16 protein-coding genes are annotated in these 16909 nt (G+C 52.8%); 10 read left to right on the plus strand and 6 right to left on the minus strand.

Going from position 1 to position 16909, the window contains the following annotated elements:
* Positions 1-375: 375 nt before the first annotated feature.
* Positions 376-831 (plus strand): DoxX family protein, encoded by a 456-nt coding sequence (locus tag IGW03_RS30165; RefSeq protein ID WP_194726171.1) that lies wholly within the window; start codon positions 376-378, stop codon positions 829-831.
* A 79-nt stretch (positions 832-910) separates the two neighbouring features.
* Here the strand turns inward: IGW03_RS30165 and IGW03_RS30170 are convergent, their stop codons facing one another.
* Positions 911-1768, minus strand: a complete 858-nt coding sequence (locus IGW03_RS30170; RefSeq protein WP_194726172.1) for a 4-helix bundle domain-containing protein — start codon at positions 1766-1768, stop codon at positions 911-913.
* Positions 1769-1857: 89 nt separating this feature from the next.
* On the opposite strand from IGW03_RS30170, the gene IGW03_RS30175 reads away from it, so the two are divergent.
* From IGW03_RS30175 to IGW03_RS30195, 5 genes are all read left to right on the plus strand, one after another.
* Positions 1858-2511 (plus strand): Fe2+-dependent dioxygenase, encoded by a 654-nt coding sequence (locus IGW03_RS30175; protein ID WP_194726173.1) that lies wholly within the window; start codon positions 1858-1860, stop codon positions 2509-2511.
* 336 nt (positions 2512-2847) lie between these two features.
* Positions 2848-3288 carry a ferric iron uptake transcriptional regulator gene (gene fur / locus IGW03_RS30180; RefSeq protein WP_194726174.1) on the plus strand — a complete coding sequence of 147 codons (441 nt, stop codon included), beginning with the start codon at positions 2848-2850 and terminating at the stop codon, positions 3286-3288.
* Positions 3289-4388: 1100 nt separating this feature from the next.
* Complete coding sequence (locus IGW03_RS30185) at positions 4389-6473, plus strand: TonB-dependent receptor (RefSeq protein WP_438943687.1); 2085 nt, start codon at positions 4389-4391, stop codon at positions 6471-6473.
* A 10-nt stretch (positions 6474-6483) separates the two neighbouring features.
* Positions 6484-7212 (plus strand): DUF4198 domain-containing protein, encoded by a 729-nt coding sequence (locus tag IGW03_RS30190; protein WP_194726176.1) that lies wholly within the window; start codon positions 6484-6486, stop codon positions 7210-7212.
* A gap of 9 nt (positions 7213-7221) precedes the next feature.
* Positions 7222-7926, plus strand: coding sequence for a PepSY-associated TM helix domain-containing protein (locus IGW03_RS30195; protein WP_194726177.1), 705 nt, complete (start codon positions 7222-7224; stop codon positions 7924-7926).
* Between the two features lie 170 nt (positions 7927-8096).
* On the opposite strand, the gene IGW03_RS30200 is transcribed toward IGW03_RS30195, so the two are convergent.
* Positions 8097-8510 (minus strand): response regulator, encoded by a 414-nt coding sequence (locus IGW03_RS30200; RefSeq protein WP_194726178.1) that lies wholly within the window; start codon positions 8508-8510, stop codon positions 8097-8099.
* 374 nt (positions 8511-8884) lie between these two features.
* Between IGW03_RS30200 and IGW03_RS30205 the strand changes: the two genes are divergently transcribed.
* The 3 genes from IGW03_RS30205 (at position 8885) to IGW03_RS30215 (ending at position 11507) form a co-directional block, all read left to right on the plus strand.
* Positions 8885-9493 (plus strand): hypothetical protein, encoded by a 609-nt coding sequence (locus tag IGW03_RS30205; RefSeq protein ID WP_194726179.1) that lies wholly within the window; start codon positions 8885-8887, stop codon positions 9491-9493.
* 167 nt (positions 9494-9660) lie between these two features.
* Complete coding sequence (locus IGW03_RS30210; RefSeq protein WP_194726180.1) at positions 9661-10092, plus strand: hypothetical protein; 432 nt, start codon at positions 9661-9663, stop codon at positions 10090-10092.
* Between the two features lie 401 nt (positions 10093-10493).
* On the plus strand, positions 10494-11507 hold the full coding sequence (locus IGW03_RS30215) for an IS110 family RNA-guided transposase (protein ID WP_194726181.1): 1014 nt from the start codon (positions 10494-10496) through the stop codon (positions 11505-11507).
* Between the two features lie 42 nt (positions 11508-11549).
* On the opposite strand, the gene IGW03_RS30220 is transcribed toward IGW03_RS30215, so the two are convergent.
* Positions 11550-12824, minus strand: coding sequence for an ISKra4 family transposase (locus tag IGW03_RS30220; protein ID WP_194726182.1), 1275 nt, complete (start codon positions 12822-12824; stop codon positions 11550-11552).
* A 702-nt stretch (positions 12825-13526) separates the two neighbouring features.
* Here IGW03_RS30220 and IGW03_RS30225 point away from each other — a divergent pair.
* A complete protein-coding gene (locus IGW03_RS30225) occupies positions 13527-13922 on the plus strand; it encodes a hypothetical protein (protein ID WP_194726183.1) in 396 nt (131 codons plus the stop codon).
* A 197-nt stretch (positions 13923-14119) separates the two neighbouring features.
* Here IGW03_RS30225 and IGW03_RS30230 read toward each other — a convergent pair whose 3' ends face one another.
* From IGW03_RS30230 to IGW03_RS30240, 3 genes are all read right to left on the minus strand, one after another.
* Entirely contained in the window at positions 14120-14746 is a 627-nt protein-coding gene (locus tag IGW03_RS30230; RefSeq protein WP_194726184.1) for a GNAT family N-acetyltransferase, read from the minus strand.
* Between the two features lie 166 nt (positions 14747-14912).
* Positions 14913-16229 (minus strand): HipA domain-containing protein, encoded by a 1317-nt coding sequence (locus tag IGW03_RS30235; protein WP_194726185.1) that lies wholly within the window; start codon positions 16227-16229, stop codon positions 14913-14915.
* The gene (locus IGW03_RS30240; protein ID WP_194726186.1) at positions 16226-16543 is read right to left on the minus strand and encodes a helix-turn-helix domain-containing protein; all 318 of its coding nucleotides are present in this window, start codon (positions 16541-16543) and stop codon (positions 16226-16228) included. The genes IGW03_RS30235 and IGW03_RS30240 overlap by 4 nt, the downstream gene beginning before the upstream one ends.
* Positions 16544-16909: the final 366 nt, after the last annotated feature.

Consider the following 16909-nt stretch of genomic DNA (forward strand, 5'->3'; position numbering starts at 1 on the left):
TTGAATCCGCTTGCGTGGTTGCGCCTTGTTCTCTTGCTCATGCTTTGCTCCTTGGTACGGTCTTTCGACCGGTTTCATCAAGCAAAGCTCCACTTATCTAGCTGTCCAGATTTCCGGGGCCACCTCTCATCTCTCACGGCAAGGCAGACGAGAAGCTCGGTATCCACTTTGCACGTGAAGCGCGTACCTATGTTGAAACCCTGGGTTCTTCGCTTCAGTACCACGAATATGACGCCAGCCATGAATTGAATCAGTTGATGCGTGAAGACTTTCAGGCATGGCTGTCCGAACAGCTTAAATAAAACAACCGCGAGCCACGATTGACCGAACTTAGCAATCTTGCCCACGTCTACGCTAACAAAGGAGAAGACCCCCATGCAAACCGCTTACTCTTCCACGAATAACCGTGTCTCTACTTCAGCAGTAGCCACTTCTACCGATGATGCGGGTAAGCTCGTACTCCGTGCAGCAATAGCGATCCTTCTCCTTTTTCATGGCATCTCAAAGTTGATTGGCGGCGTCGGCTTTATTACCGGCATGCTTGCCAAGTTTGGCCTGCCACCAGCCATTGGCTACCTTGTCTACATTGGTGAAGTAGTCGCGCCGCTACTAATCCTTTTCGGAATCTGGGCACGCGCGGCAGCTCTGGTGGTGGCCATTAACATGGTTGTAGCAGTTCTGCTTGTGCATACCGCGCAATTCTTCACGACGTCACAGACAGGGGGTTGGGCCCTTGAACTGCAAGGGCTCTACTTCGCTGGAGCAATTGCGATCGCACTACTTGGTGCAGGTCGTTACAGTATCGGCGGCGTAACAGGAAAATGGAATTAACGTTTCGGGAAAGGGCCGCCTTCAGCGTCCCGTCGTCCTTTCCCTACGTGTTGACCACATCAACTGCCATAGTGGGTAGCTACGGTTTCAATGAAGATGCAGCCAGTTCGACTTGTGACGCGGTGCTATAGATTTCTGACGCATTTGTCTTCGCCACTTCCTTCCCGCTCAAATCCGACCAGGTGTTAGTGATCTTCTTCAACGATTGATTCACATTAGCCACCGCATCTTTTTGTGCAGCATTAGCCGGCTTTGCAGTATCGGCCAGTCGCGCCGCAGCCTTCAGATAACCATAGGCGTCCTGATACTCATGCGCGTTAATGATTTTGACGTCTTTGACGCCTTCGGCAAATTCGTTGCCGGCATCACGCGTCACCTTAGAAACTACTAACAATCGCTCCTTGAATGTCGGGCGTGCCTTTCCTCGAGCACGCTCAATATCGGCCACAACCGCTTCGTACGCTTTGTTGACCTCTTCAGTCGACTTGTCCTGCTCTACAGCGAGCGCCATACGTTTTAGCGAGGCATCAAAGCGGGGCGCGTTGAACTCCTTGAATCCGGAAGCCAGCTTCGCATACAGCTCGTCTCCTGGATGCTTCATATGAGTCTTGGCAGCCTCCTTGTCACCACCTTGGTACAACTCTTTTCCTGCGGTCAGATGCCCTTCGACCAACGTAAGATTCTTCAGAAAATCAATCTTGCGTTCCGTGGCGCTCATCCTCTTTTTGCCGCTTTCACCACCCTCGCCGCCTTCTCCACCTTCCCCTCCCTCGCCGCCCTCGCTCTTGTGCGTGGCGTGCCCTTTTGCATCTGCCGCCCAAACTTTGGACAGCGATACACTCACAACGTCGTCATGCTCCTTTGCAACATCTATCTGACTACCAGCCAGAATAAAAGCACCCACGCCGACCCAAAGCTTTGTTCTAATTTGTGCCATGCTTTCCTCACAAGTTGAGTAAAACGAGAATCAACAGCGATTTCACCTATAATCTAAATGAGAATTATTATCGAGGCAACGCCATAATCATGATTCTTTGCATCCAAGGTGTTCTCACTGCACAAGAGATCAATCAAATCAAGCCATTCATGGCCCGTTCAACATTTGTTGATGGCAAGACTACGGCAGGGTGGCATGCCCGCCTAGTCAAGCACAACCTGCAAGCCGAAAATGAGGCTATCGAGACAGCCCGAACACTGGTGGAGCAAGCGCTAAGAAGGCACGAGTTATTTTCCATGGCAGCTAAACCCCGACATATCTCACCGATTCTCTTCAGCAAATATAATGAGGGAATGCATTATGGCGCTCATGTAGATGATGCATTCATGGGGAATTTGCGTTCAGATTTGTCGTTCACCCTCTTCCTGACCGATCCCGCCGAATACGAAGGCGGCGAACTGGTGATGGACATGCCCCAAGGAGAACAAGCGTTCAAGCTCAATGCTGGCGATCTGATCCTCTATCCCTCGACCACCCTCCATCGGGTGGATCCCGTCCAGCAAGGCGAGCGGCTGGCGGCGGTGGGTTGGGTCCAGAGTCGCGTCCGTAGCGCCGAGCAACGTGAAATACTGTTTGACCTGGAACGGGCGCGCCTGTCGCTGTTCAATCGCGAAGGAAAATCTGTCGACTTCGACCTACTCAGCAAATCGATATCCAACCTGTTGCGGATGTGGGGCGAATGAAAGATCGGGCGCTCGTCAATTTGTGCACGTACGTCTGAAACCTGTTGGCCATCAGGTCGCCTACCAATAACCAATCCGGCGACTTTCCTGATGACGGAGCGCCGCGAATCATAGGCGTCGCATCGCGTTACGCCTTTTGGTGATTGACAAGAGAGGGTACAGAAAACGATATGACCTTCTCATTTCTCATGAAAGCCTGGGAAGAACCAGCGTATTGTGGCGGTTGGACTGTAAATCAGCCTGTTTTTGCAGGCGAGAATGAATGACCTCTATACAAACTCATCTCATTCCTTGCTTTTTGCAAATTGCCAATTTACCAGACACTCTCATACGTAAATGGACATCCCCAGTGAATTGCATAACTCCGGGTTAAAGGCAACGCTTCCTCGGCTTCGAATTCTTCAGATCTTTCATGACGTTGAAATCAAACATCTCTCTGCTGAAGCTATCTACCGCATCCTTCTCAATGAAAAGATAGACGTCGGGTTAGCCACTGTCTATCGCGTTTTGATGCAGTTCGCCCAAGCGGGCCTGTTGGTACGGCACCATTTTGAGTCAGGTGCCGCCCTCTTCGAACTCAACAGCGGCCGTCATCACGACCACTTGGTCTGCACGATTTGTGGCAAGGTGGAAGAATTCGTTGACGACGAAATTGAACACCGGCAGAAACAGATTGCAAAGGATATGGGGTTCGTCCTTCAGGAACACTCCATGTCACTCTATGGAGCCTGTAGCCAGTGCGGTCAATCTCGGCTTGACGCACTACGCCGTCGGTGAATTCACAGGCGTGCCAAATGTGCCTTTGAATGACGGCTCGTCATTGGAACCTATCATCATTCGCGGACAGAGATTCTGTCCATAACGTGCATCTATCGTGGTATCAAAGGAACGTCAAGCTTAGGTGGCTGGTGCTGACCGGCGCAGTTTTTAGCAAGTGTAGCTGTCGTCTACATACCTATGCGCAAGGATGCGATGCCTACCTGATATGGTGCTTCAGACTATGACCAAAAAAGAAAACCTGCAGCACTTGCGCACTGCGGGCAAACTCGTCTTGCGCCCTTGGGAGCAGGTCCAGCGTAACTCAGTACAACCAGATTCGGTTGACGTACAACAAATGGGGGAGGATGAATTGCTATTGTTTTGTATCCGATCCGGTCCAGCCATGGGGGCGATCTTGTCCCTGTCGATGGTGGCATCAGATACATTTGCCGTGTTGGACTTGCTCGGCAACGTCAGCACTAGATTGGCGACTACCGCGGACTGTGAACATCGTTACGCGTTTGAATGTCTTTGCCGCTTCACAGCACGTCGAAGCGACATATTCTTTAGTCGATGCGGCGGAAGCTGTCCGGGGTCGATGGAGAGCCAGTTTACGCGATGCTTCGACTCAGCTTTCCCATGCATGGGTACACCGGTCTTTCCAAGTTAAGACAGTTTAACGCCTCTCTGCCTATTTTCTGCTGCAAGCGGGGCAATCGCGGTGCTCATAGTTTTTCGTGAGGCTCCAAGGCGCATCGTGACTAGAAACGCGCAGTGACCTACCAATGTCTGTAATCAAAACCGTGTTAAGTTGCATAAAAGACATTTTCTTGCAAACAATACCGAATTCGCTTCCCAATAGATACATGCCGATACAATTTGATAAAGAGCGATAAATATCGCATAATGCGAATAAGAACACTTCTCATTCACTTATCTGGAAATGTGCTGGTAGCACTGTTCAGTAAGCCTTTTGCGGCGCCAGCGTCGCATTTCAGAGAAGTTTGCAACATTTTTCCATTTCGCCAGCCAGGGGCACCTCCTCCAGCCAGCCTTGATTTATTTCAGCTATTACGGAGTGTCTCGTGGTTTTTAAGAAAAAGAAGCTGGCGTTACTGGTGGCGCTGGCTGTACAGCATATTTCGACAATTGCCTTTGCTCAGGCAGCGGCAGGGCAAGCTGAAGCGACTCTGCCAACAGTGCAGGTCCAAGGCTCCAGGGAACTGCCGCCCACTTACAATGCGCCCACCGCCACCAGCGCCACGAAAATCGAAGCGCCTCTGCGCGACATTCCGCAGACGGTCAACGTGGTGCCCAACCAGCTGCTGCGCGATCAGAACGTCACTTCCATGGAGCGGGCACTGAAATACGTACCGGGCATAGGGCTGTCACATGGTGACGGGCAACGCGACCAGGTGACAATCCGCGGCTTCACCGCCATTGCTGACCAGTTCATCGACGGCTTGCGCGACGACGCCCTGTATTTCCGTGACTTGTCCAATATCGAACAAGTCGAAGTGCTCAAAGGACCGGCATCCGTGTTGTACGGCCGGGGGTCGTCCGGCGGCCTGATCAACCGCATCACCAAAAAGCCCGGTATTGATAAGAGCGAAGTGACCGCCCAAGTTGGCAGCGGCAGCCAGCGGCGTGGTGAGTTCGATCTGGCTCGCAACTTCAAGGACAGCGGTATTGCATTCCGCATTACCGGTGCAGTCGAACGCGCCGACAGCTACCGCGACAAGCAGTTCTTGAACCGCGAAGCCTTGGCGCCCTCTCTGGCGTTCAAGCTCGGTGCCAATACCGACTTGCTGTTGCAAGCGGAATATCTGTCCGATCGCCGTATCACTGACTTCGGCATTCCCGCCTATCGTGGCCGCCCGGTCGATGTTCCTGCCAGCACCTACTACGGCGCCGCAAACGCACGCGACGTCGACACCTCGCAATCGGACGTGACGGCACTGGGATTTACACTGTCGCACCGCTTCAGCGATAGCCTGTCGGTTCGCAATGCATTCCGCCATTACGACTACAAGCTCAACCGCAACAATACCCTCGTCGGCTCCGTGAATGAGGCCGCACTGACGGCTTCACTAAACCGGAGTAATGTCCGCCGTGAAGAAGACGGCTATTTCAATCAAACGGAACTGACCCAAAAAGCCACGTTGGGTGGCATGACTCACCAGATTCTGTACGGCGTTGAGTTCGGCAAGCAGGACAAGGACCAGCTGTTCCGTACGCAAAACAACATCGCAACGGTTGCTCTGTTCAATCCGGTTCTTCCAGTCCTGCCGTTGACCGTCACCGCCGCGCCCGCCACCGACAACCTCGGCATTCTGACCACCTCTAGCGCTTATGTACAGGATCTGGTGACCTTGTCCAAGGAATGGAAAGCGTTAGCAGGCATCCGCTACGACCGTTTCGAGCAGGAAACCCGGGAACGACGTGCCGGCCAGTCAAATCTGGCCCGTACCGATACCGCCTGGAGCCCACGCGTAGGACTCGTCTATCAACCCGGAACTGATCAGTCTTACTATGCATCGTTCAGCAAGTCGTTCCAGCCTTCCGGCGAATCGTTCCCGCTGGCCGCCAATAATGCGCAGATCGAGCCGGAGGAAACGACTAACAAGGAAGTCGGCGCCAAGTTTGATTTCCTAGGAGGTCTTGCTTCGGCGACCGCTTCGGTATTCCGTCTGGAGCGGACCAATATCAAGGCAACCGACCCTACGACGAACCGGCTCATTCCGATCGGCGTTCAGCGTACCGATGGTCTGGAGTTGACCTTTACCGGCGACCTTTCGCAAGGGTGGCAGGTCTATTCAGGCTATGCCTATCTGGATTCGAAAGTGACTTCGTCGATTGCCCGTGATGCCGGACAGCCAGTACAAGGAAAGCGCCCCACACTGACGCCTCGCCATAGCGCCAACCTGTGGGTGACCAAGGCGTTCGAGGGCGGATATCGCGCCGGTGCCGGTGTCAACTATGTGGCCGATCGCTTCGCCAATCCGGGCAACACCGTGACGCTGCCCGGCTATACCACGGTGGATGCAATGGTTGGTTATCGACTTGCAAAACTGGACCTCCAGTTGAACGTCAACAACCTGTTCGATCGCAAGTACATCGTGTCTGGACATGGAAGCTCGCCCTTGCTGAACCTGCCGGGTGCACCGCGCAGTGTCCAGGTGACTGCACGTTATAACTTCTAAAGGACCGGCCATGGCAATGAATGTCGCAGTCGTTCGCCTGTTAGGAAGTGCAGTGCTGTTTGTCTCCAGCCTGGCACAGGCTCATTATCTTTGGCTTGAATCAGGTAAGGAGACTGTCAAGCTCTTCTACGGCGAAGTTGAAGAAGGCGTTCGGGAAAAATCGCCCGGCAAGCTCGATGCCATACGATCGCCCCAAGCGAGTATTGTGACAGGCGACGCCGCTGCCTTGACGCCGTCGGTCGTTCGCATGGCGGACCACTTCGCCATTTCATTGCCTCGATCTGCGTCTGCCGTCGTTGTCAGGGATGAGGCTGCTGAAGTGAGAGACTTGAGCGCCTATAATCTCGGCGTAGCAAAAACAAACTATTACGCCCGCTTGCAGCAAGCTTCGCTTGCTTCCCGCAGCGAAGGTCCTTCTCTGCCGCTCGATATTGCACCGCAGGGCAAGAACCAGTTTATCGTGCTGTACAACGGCAAGCCGTTGAGCAAGGCGAAGTTGCAGGTGATTGCACCCAATACCTGGGTGCAGGAACATACGACCGACCGTGAGGGCAAGGTAGCTATCAACACGCCTTGGCGGGGGCGTTATGTATTGCACGTGCTCCATGTCGATCCGGCGCCGGGAGAGTTTGAAGGCAAGCCGTACCAATTCCTACGCAACCATTTCACCTACTCGTTTGTAGAGAGCAAGGGAAACCCGGCTGGACCAGCGCTCCCGCCTCAATCCAGGCCTGACTGATAATCAATAATGCAAACAGATACCGACTTTGCCGACGATACCCTAGTAGGAGCAGCCGCACGTGCAGCCAAGCCTGCTGAGCGCGTACGCGCGCCCAGCAGACGGGCACGTGTGCTCAGATGGCTCAGGCAGATTCATCTCTATGTCGGTTTATGGGGTGCAGTACTCGGCATGCTCTTTGGCGTGACGGGGGTACTGCTCAATCATCGGGCGATACTCAAGATTCCTGTTGAGAAGACTGTGGTCCGGGCAATGCAGATGCAGGTGCCGCAAGAAGGTTTCGAGTCGCCGCAACATATGGCGCAATGGTTGCAGCAGGAACTGCGCTTTACGCCCGTATCGCCTCCGATCGTGCGAACGCAACCATCGCAGACACTGGTGTTGTCTGACCGGGAATTGGTCCAGCCTGAACGTTGGAATGTCAGTTTGACGCGGCCGGCCAACGCTATCAATGCAGAATACTTCGTAGGCAATCAATCCATCAAAATAGAAAATGTTGATGCCACGCTGCTGGGAAGCCTGACACGACTTCACATGTCGGTCGGAGTCAATGCCTTCTGGGTGATACTGGCTGACACGATAGCAGGCAGCCTTATCCTGTTGTCGTTGACCGGATTGCTATTATGGACGCAACTGCATACAGTCCGTCTGGTTGCGCTGGCCGTCAGCACCGGCGCCCTAGTCATTGGTGCCGTCATTCTATTGTTGATGTAGCCTGCCTTCCAGGCACTCGCAAGCAATGCTCACTTACCTGTAGCCGGCACCGATGTATCAGCCGGTGCCGGTTTTTCCGTGGCCTATCAACATTAGGCCGCGGTCCTTTTATGTAATCAAGAGACCTAGCATATGTCTCTCAGCGAGATCCATACCATAGGAGCTTGCAATCAGCCTTCAGTTCGGGATGAAAGGAGTTGGCTGATTTCTGGGGCAATGTCTTCAGTGGCCAGCGGCTTGACAATGTATTTTGATATCCCCAACAAATTACTGCGATAGATGTCCACATCGCTCGCAGACGCACTGAGGATGAAAATCGGTATACAAGACAATGCTGGTTGACTACGCACCTGTTTCAGCACTTCGAAGCCATCCAAATGCGGCAATTTCAAGTCAAGCAAGATGAGTGATGGATTCCCCGTTGTGCGTGCGACATATGGCCCCTGACAGGTCAGGTACTGCATTGCCTCGATACCATCTCGTACGACATCCACTTCTGCACCAAAGCCGCAGCTTTTCAAAAGCTTGAGCGTGAGGTACGTGGCGACTTCGTCGTCTTCGATGAGTAATAGTTGCGATGCCATCTGCCTATTATATCTCTGTCCGCTATTCGCCTTCCGAGCCATCCGACGAAACATGATGGGGCTTGCATTTCGTCAAACTCGGCACTGCGGCATTGAAGGAAATAAAAAGAGCTGAAAACGCATCCCTTATCATGGCCTAGACAAACGGCATTGACGTTCAAGACCGTTTGGCTAAGATACGCATTGCTAGTTGTTTGCAAGACCATCGTTGTGCGGCGGTGGCCACCTTCAGGAAAGCCTTATCGTGTCAACTTGTCCTCGTTTCCCCACAACAAGGCTTGTATTCCTCCGTAGGAAATTGTCGTGATCGTGCTTACAAAGCGCCGACTGGACGGTCCCAATTATCTAACCGAAAATGCAGGCTTGGGGCTTTATTGCATTTCAAGAACAATCTCATTTTTGTGTCTTTTGTAATCATCTACTTCAAACATAGTTTTTATAACTTGGTCTCCTATATTGAAAGTATAGTATTGAAGGAGATTGATATGAAAACAATTCTAGGTACAGCTATGGCGGTAGTGTTCAGCAGTACCGCACTGCTTCCGCTCCACGCTCTTGCTGAGGGCAACCTCGACGGCTCTAACTTAATAGACAGAGGTAGCTTCATAACCGTTGCTGATCGCGATAAGGACGGTATTCCCAACCAGCTAGACAAACATCCGAACATTCCGAGTAGCACACGAGCTCGTGTGGACAATGATAAAGATGGAATACCCAATCGGGTCGATAAGCACCCGAACATTCCCAGTACAGCGAAGGCCCGTGGTGATCGCGATAAGGACGGTATCCCGAATCGCGTAGACAAGCATCCGAACATCCCGAGCTCTAAAAAGCCGCGAGCCGACCGCGACAAAGATGGTATTCCAAATATTGTCGACAAGCATCCAAATATCCCAAGTACCGCACGTGTAGGCCCAGACCGGGATAAAGACGGTGTACCGAACCGGGCAGACAGTCATCCAAGTAATCCAAATCGGCGATAGGCCTATGTTGAAGTAGGCAGCCGGAGCATAGCAATATCCTTGAAGCCACCGTTCTATACGGTGGCTTTTATATTTATTCGACATTAAGCGAAATGAATTTGTGCCGACGAACTAGAACACTTTGCTAGCGGTCTTATCAAGACTGCATCATTCAAATCGAGGGCGGTATGAAAACCAGGCTGAAGGTTCAATCATTAATTTTGGCGACACTTACCGGATGTGGAGGCGGAGACGTTTTCGTTGGCGTAGGCGGTGGCGATGACTTTGCCGCGCCGACCTTCATTTCGTGGACCGGAAATAGCAACGGAAACCAGGTCGTGGATGCAAACAACGATGTCTTTGCGTTCTACAGTGATACTGGGTGCCTCTACAACTTCCGTACCGGCCGTGAAAACAGGGAATTCTGCCTGAGTTCGCCTCAAGGGACTGTTCGGTACGGCGGTCTCGGAATGCGTGTAGTGAATGCCCTCTCCACGGCCAGAAGCTGTATCACGGTACTCGTCGAAGAATCGACGGCAAATTTTGTCGATATTGAACTTGACCCATTTGGACGGGAGATCGTAGCTGTCACATCGGTGCGTCCGGCTCCGTGCACATGAAGTCAGGAGATTCCGGCAAAGTAGAATGAGGCAAGCTCACTTTCAGCCCATTTTGTACGTTTCTCATCTCCCCCTTTAGCGATACTGACATTTTCGCCTCCAGAGTTACGTTTTACACTCTAATCCTTCCCGCTTTAGGAAAGAAGTTGCCATTCTGACGAAGTTCCCGGGAACGCTAAGTTGCTAACAGAAAAGGTGCCGAGAAGCGCCACTACATCCTGTGACACGGCCCTAACACTTTCCGAAAGCCTAGATGGACAACTTCACAGCGGAACTTGCGATCGTCATAGGTTACATGATGTTTTTCCAATGAAAATCATCTAGCCGGCTGACCAAATGCCAAGACGGCATTGGCGTAAAGTAAGTGTCCGACTTGCTTTACCTATGGACGGAGGCTAACGATGAAGTACTGTGGCATCGACTTGCATTCGAACAACTGCCTTATCGTGGTCATTGATGACCACGATAAGGTCTTGCTGGAACAGCGCGTTCAAAATGACTTGGCCGGCATTCTAAAGCTGCTTTGTCCCTACAGATGCGAGCTGGGTTGGGTAGTCGTGGAAGCAACCTACAACTGGTATTGGCTGGTCGATGGGTTGATAGACGCTGGTTATGAGGTGAAGCTGGCCAACCCCTCCGCCATCAAGAAATATGACGGGCTCAAGCATAGGGGTGACCAAGCCGATGCCCGGTACCTGGCTCACCTGCTACGCCTGGGTATTCTTCCTACCGGAGCTGTGCTGCCCAAGGAACTGCGTGCCATACGAGATTTGGCAAGAAAGCGTATGCAGTTGGTGAGGAACCGCACGCTTCATATCCTAGCGGTAGAGAACATCACTGCACGTGAATACGGCAGTCGCATCAGCAGTAACCAGGTTAAACAACTCGGCGTCGAACAGATCGATGCCATGGCGCTTTATGACGATGTGAAGTACGCGTTGAAAGCCAATGTGGCTATTGTTAAAGCCCTCAGTGAACAAATTGAAGTGGTCGAAAAGCGCATTCATGAGCAGGTTGCATCAAGATCAGAATATCGCTTGCTCAATAGTGTGCCCGGCATTGGCAGGACGCTTGCGCCAGTCATCTTGCTTGAAACCGGTCCTATCGAGCGCTTCAAGGAAGTTGGCAACTTCGCTTCCTATGCTCGCTGTGTGAACAGTGAATACACCAGCAACGGCAAGAAGAAAGGGAAAGGCAACATGAAAAACGGGAACAAGTATCTTGCTTGGGCGTTCGTGGAAGCTGCCAATATCGCGCGGCGTTATGACGACCAGGCCAGACGCTTTTATGAGCGCAAGAAGGCAAAAACCAACGGGGTAGTGGCGACAAAGGCGTTGGCACACAAGCTTGCCAGGGCGTGCTACCACATCCTTAAGGAAGGCAAGCCGTTCGACGGAGCACGCTGCTTTGCATAGGTTATGGCGGCAGGGATGAGGGGTGCGACTTCCATCTGATGTCTAGTAGTTGACGATTTTCGGCACACCGTATTGCTCGATCTTGTGCCAGAACTGCTCCCACCGCGTTTCGCTCAGCAGCAGCGCGCGCAAACTCAGGATCATTTGCGCTCCCTGTTCCGTCCAGCGCATCCCGGCGCGGCACAGTCGCTGCTTGACCAGCGTCTTGCAAGCCGCCTCCGTCACCCCCGACCCGATCGGCCATCCCATGTCCGCATAGCGCTTGTATTGCATCTGATGCAGATGATTCTCGAAGTAGCGCATGCTCTCGGCCAGCAACTTGCTCCGCTCCTTCTTCCAGCCGCGCGTGCCAGTCTGCTTCCATTGCGCCAGCAGCCTGGCCGCGCCGTCCCAGTCGTGCTTGAGGCTCGAACAGCTCTGTTCGAGCCACGCCTTGCGTTCGGCCGCCGCACGACCCTCGAACATCGCATCGGCCGCCTGCGTGACATACTCGCTCGCATGGTAAAAATCAAGCACTTGCTCATCCACGTGCGGCCCAAGGAATTCCCAGTTCCCCAGCGCCCCATCCGCTATGCCGATCCAACGCGCCTGCGGATACAGCTGTTTCACATGCGCCATCTCGCGTTCCATGCGCTCGTAAAAGCGGTGCTTCCCGTGTTCGGGCGCCGCGCCCAGGTAGATCGTGTGATGCCTATCGCCGGCGCGGTCGTACAGCGAGATCGTGCCCGTCATCGCTTCCCGCCATTGCCCTTCGCACATCAGCAAGCAGCTGCCGTCGATGCCCACGCCGACCGTCGTGATGTCCTCGTCCAGACCCGGCGTGGCATAGTGCCAGGTCTCTTCCTTGGCCTGCACCACGGCGCTGACGAACGCGCTCAACTCTTGCGCCAGCAGTTTCGAGATCGGCCGCCCGTGGTTCTCCTGCAGATCGCGCTGCACGTCGGCCGCCGAGCCCAGCGACAGCTTATGCGCCATCATCCTGGCAAAGCGCGGTGTGGCGTTGCGCAGGATGCGCGCCCCTTGCTCGAGCGGACAGAATGTCTTGCCGCCAATGCTGCGCTGGTACACGTAGCGGCTCACATGAGCTTCACCATAGGGCGTCTGATAGTACTTTGCCTCGGGTGTCTTGGCCGTCCACTTCTCGCCGCCGATGTCGATCGGTTCGCCATCGGCATCGAAGCGGGTCAGCGCCGCCGCAGTCGCGGCCACGCCTGCTTCATTGAGGGCGGCGCAGATCGCCTCTTCGGCCTGCAGCATCGTGCCGCCGATGTCGACTGTCAACTCGATCGTCACCACCGTGCCATTGCTCTTCGTCACTCGCGCCACCATGATCGCCACCTCGCATCGCCATCATAGAACTTCGATCTCGGCTATGACATTTTGTTCAGGCCGCACCCGGGATGAGCCAGGAAACTTAACTGGTAAAACCATCAATAATGAATGGACATCTCATGCTGCCACCCAATCGCATTGCGAATCGCCTGCGACATGAGCCATCTTAGGATTGGCGCCGGAAGATTGGCAACCATAGGTAATGTGACGACACATTGGACATGAAGCGGCACCAACGTTCTTCTGGGGCAGAAGCTCTGCCAGGGCAAAGATAGGTGGCGGCCTATCGACTGCTTGAACCATATGGGTGTTTGGCGCGATTCGTTTGCAGCCAGAATGGGAAGAAACGGGCGCGATATGCAGGGCGAGAGGGAATAAGAAAATGGAGGAATGGCATCGTCTCAGTTGCCAGGGCATCCCATTCCCTCTTGATTTTAGCCGGCTAATGGGTGTTAAGTATTGGATCGTCATTGCACGAAGCATCATTGAGAGCCGCTACTGCGACGCGACGTCCTAGGCTGGTATTACCTGTAAGCAAATGTTATCGATAGTAAAGAGAATGGCCGTTCCTTATAACATAACAACATTGCAACACCAGAAACGCGATGGTTGGTAGGAATGTAACCAACTTGGTATAAGGGATAGATATGGCATATGCTGAAAGCAGGCAGCTAACAGGGCTCGCTCATGAACTCAACAGATGAACGCGAAGGCTTCCGGGATCGTCTTCAGCAAGCTTTGCGCCAAGCTCAGTATCTAGAGGTTGGCCCGACGCAACTGGCACGAGAATTCAACATTCGATTTGAAGGCCGGTCCATCACTGTTCACGCTGCCCGAAAATGGTTGGTAGGCGAAGCAATTCCGACTCAGGAAAAACTGCGCGCCCTCGCCCAATGGTTAGGTGTCACTACGCAATGGTTGCGCTTTGGGGACACCACACATCCGCATGATTCATCTGTCAGCACTTCACATGATAGCGGCCCGCTACCTGCAGGGTTCATCAATGACTTGCGCCGCCTAAATGAACACGATCAGGCGATAGCACGAGACTTCATCCGTATGCTGGTGAGGATGAGCCGATAAGGCTTATCTGCCCTCTTACCTCTTTACCCGTAAAACCTAACGTCAATCGGCGTCAAATTATCGCGGTCTGAAGGTGAAAGTCGCTTTGTGCAATTACAGTCGCCGGCCTTCGCTTCGATGAAGTCGTTCATACCGCGCAGCGGCAGGTCGATTCGCTATTCGCATTTGCATGCCGACATAGTTTTCCCAAAGCCATTTCAGTTCCAGTCGATTGCGGCCTGATTCTCATCTGGCTCCATGGCAGCAAGGTTACTATCAACATGGAGAAGGCGCTCTGCGATCACCTGCCTGGCGCTGGAAATAAAGGCTGCCATCCCAAGACGGTAAGTGCAAAATGGGGTCATTGCGTCGCTACCCGGCCGAAGGACCGCGAATTCCTGCTCTCGCACGAGTTGCATGCCAAATGACTGCGCAAGGGCCGACGATCTTGCATTGAGCACACGTGTCTGGACATTGACGAAATCGAGGCCGGGAACCTCATTGAACAGCGCTTGAACGGCTAGCGCCGAAAGAAGCTTGGCGACTCCCCTGCCCTCGACGTGATCGAGTAGCGCATAGGCGAGATTGCAACCCTGCCCGCCCTCGCCTGCAAGGATGTGTCTGGCCCAGGCTGCGGCAACGACCTGATCACGCGAGGCGGCAGTGAAGCAAAATGGAGCACTCGCCGCGCAATGCCAGCCTGCCTTGTTCACGGCGTCATGGCCCGGGCCAATGACATCGGCAAAGCGTTTGGTGTCTGCCCATACAAGTTCTTGTGTACGCCGGGGAAAGAGGCGGCGCCCTTCCAGGAAAATCTGAAGCTCTTTATATTGACCGACCAGCATGGGCGCTGGATCATTCGCATTCCAACTGATACGCATACAACTAGAAACTAGAATTTGAGGAGATAATTTGGAGTTAAACGCTTGGAACGGAAGCTGTCCTTACAGATGAACAGTCGTCAAGTGACGGAACAGTCAACAGGTCGGGCGTGCCGACGGATCACCTCTGTCAAAGAAGGTCAGGATCCACATCAAGAAGTTGAGGTGCAAGTTCTATTAGCCGTCTGGCTTGTTTTTCAACGAGCTCCGCAATACTTCCAACTAACTGTTTCTCGCCGCCTTGATAGACCGGGCTTTCGGCCAGTACTGGCGCCTGCTCCATCGCCAGTTTGGCAAGCCTCTTCATTTCACGACTCAGGAACTTACGGTCCAATCCGCACCTATGAGCAAAGTCGGCTAATGCGAACGGGCTGATTTTTTCGAGTTCGAATTCATCGCCATAGGCCATGGCCATCTCGTGCATAATCGAATCGTACTGCACAACCGATACCAGGTCATAAAACGGCGTGGGTTCTAGACCTTCCCTTCGACAAAAGAACGAGAAGTTTTTCCCATGCGCGTCACTATTCCCCAATAAAAACTGCATCAATGCCCAATCGGTCATGACCTTGACCGCTCTCGCTTTACTGGAGCACTTTTCTTGTAACGTGAAGAGCTGTTGAAAACTGACTCCATCGCGTATGTTGCGTACATCGACTCCGCTTCCCAAGTTTCGTTCGTACTTGTAGGAGACAGGGAAATCAAGAGCCTGGCAAGCATCAATGATATGCAAACGTGTCACGGATTGAGCACGACGAACACGGTCAAATCTTTCCACTACCAACACGGGAGTTGGTAACCTCAAAAGATCCACTGGTGCCACATTAAGGCCGATTCTTCGTGCAAGCGTCATACAGAAATGCTCATTCGCCACAAGGAATGACATTCGTTTGTCTGTTGGCTCTGGCTTCAGAATATGGGTCGAAGAAAATTCACCCTCGACCAGGAACATTCGGCTGCCTTCGAAGTAAAGAGCAAGCTTGTCTTGGAAACCAGCGACCGACATCCGAACTTTCCCATCCCAGAGTGCAAATGGAAGCTCATCCCGCCGTGCGATTCGCGCAGCCATTTCCTCGGACGAGACCTCGCGCCGGCTCGTGGTATCGGCAAGGCGTTCCTGACCATCGGCGACAAAGCTTAGGGCTCCAGCGGTTTCCTGTCCAAGTTGACGTATAAGGGCGAAAACATTGTTCTTCGTTACGTTGTAGTGGGCCGATGCAATATCCAGTGCACGCCCTTCCGGAAGCAGATTTTCTACAAAACGACGTATGGTGCTGGAACTTGCCTGTTTCTCGTTAAGTGGAAAATGCGGAGAGAGCGGATAGGCCGTCGGTGAAGTTATCCACTGATCTTCGTAAGTGAAGGAAAAGTGTTCATCCTTCGCGTTATAGATGATCTGACCAAGGCGATGAGATCCGTCGAAAATATTAAGTCGATGTTCGCTCATTGGGTATGGCTGAGAGAAGTTCCATCCTTGTCAAATCCCTCTAAGGCCGCCTGAAGAAGCGGAGTCTGATCCTTGGAGACAATAAGGACACTGAGACCCAACCCGTCTAGTACTTTCAACAGTCGATCACTGGTGACTCGTCCACCATTCTCAAGTCGCGAAAACAAATCAACGGAAACTCCACACAAAGCGGCAGCATCGTCGATTCTTAGCTGTTCGGCATTTCTCTGTGCCCGTACAACTTCGCCGATTTCCTTAAGGGGATCGCTAGGGGAACCGCTGGAGTTGTAGGAAAGAAAGACTCTGGTACTCATAGTTTCGACATATCGAAAGCGGGGACAAGAAAAATGACCAGGTCTATTTTATTTCGGAATAGCGAAATTTTACATCTTTTTTTCCTGCACTACGTCTTATTTCGTCTTGGCGAAATATACCCAGTTTCACGGCAAGGCTTCCATAAATTTCGGAATAACGAAATAAAGATAAAATTAATAAATAGTCAATAATAAGGGCGGATGTTTGCACTACTTGGGGTACGCATGCTCTCGACGCATTCTAGTGTGATTTGCCTTTTACTGAGCGGGTCGTATTCGTCGCAAGACCTACCCTTTCGACTATACGACCGCAGGCTCCTCTTTATGCCATTCCTGTCTATCCAGTCCTTTGTACTTGGGGAGAGT

Source organism: Noviherbaspirillum malthae (genome assembly GCF_015352985.1).
Classification (GTDB): domain Bacteria; phylum Pseudomonadota; class Gammaproteobacteria; order Burkholderiales; family Burkholderiaceae_D; genus Noviherbaspirillum; species Noviherbaspirillum malthae.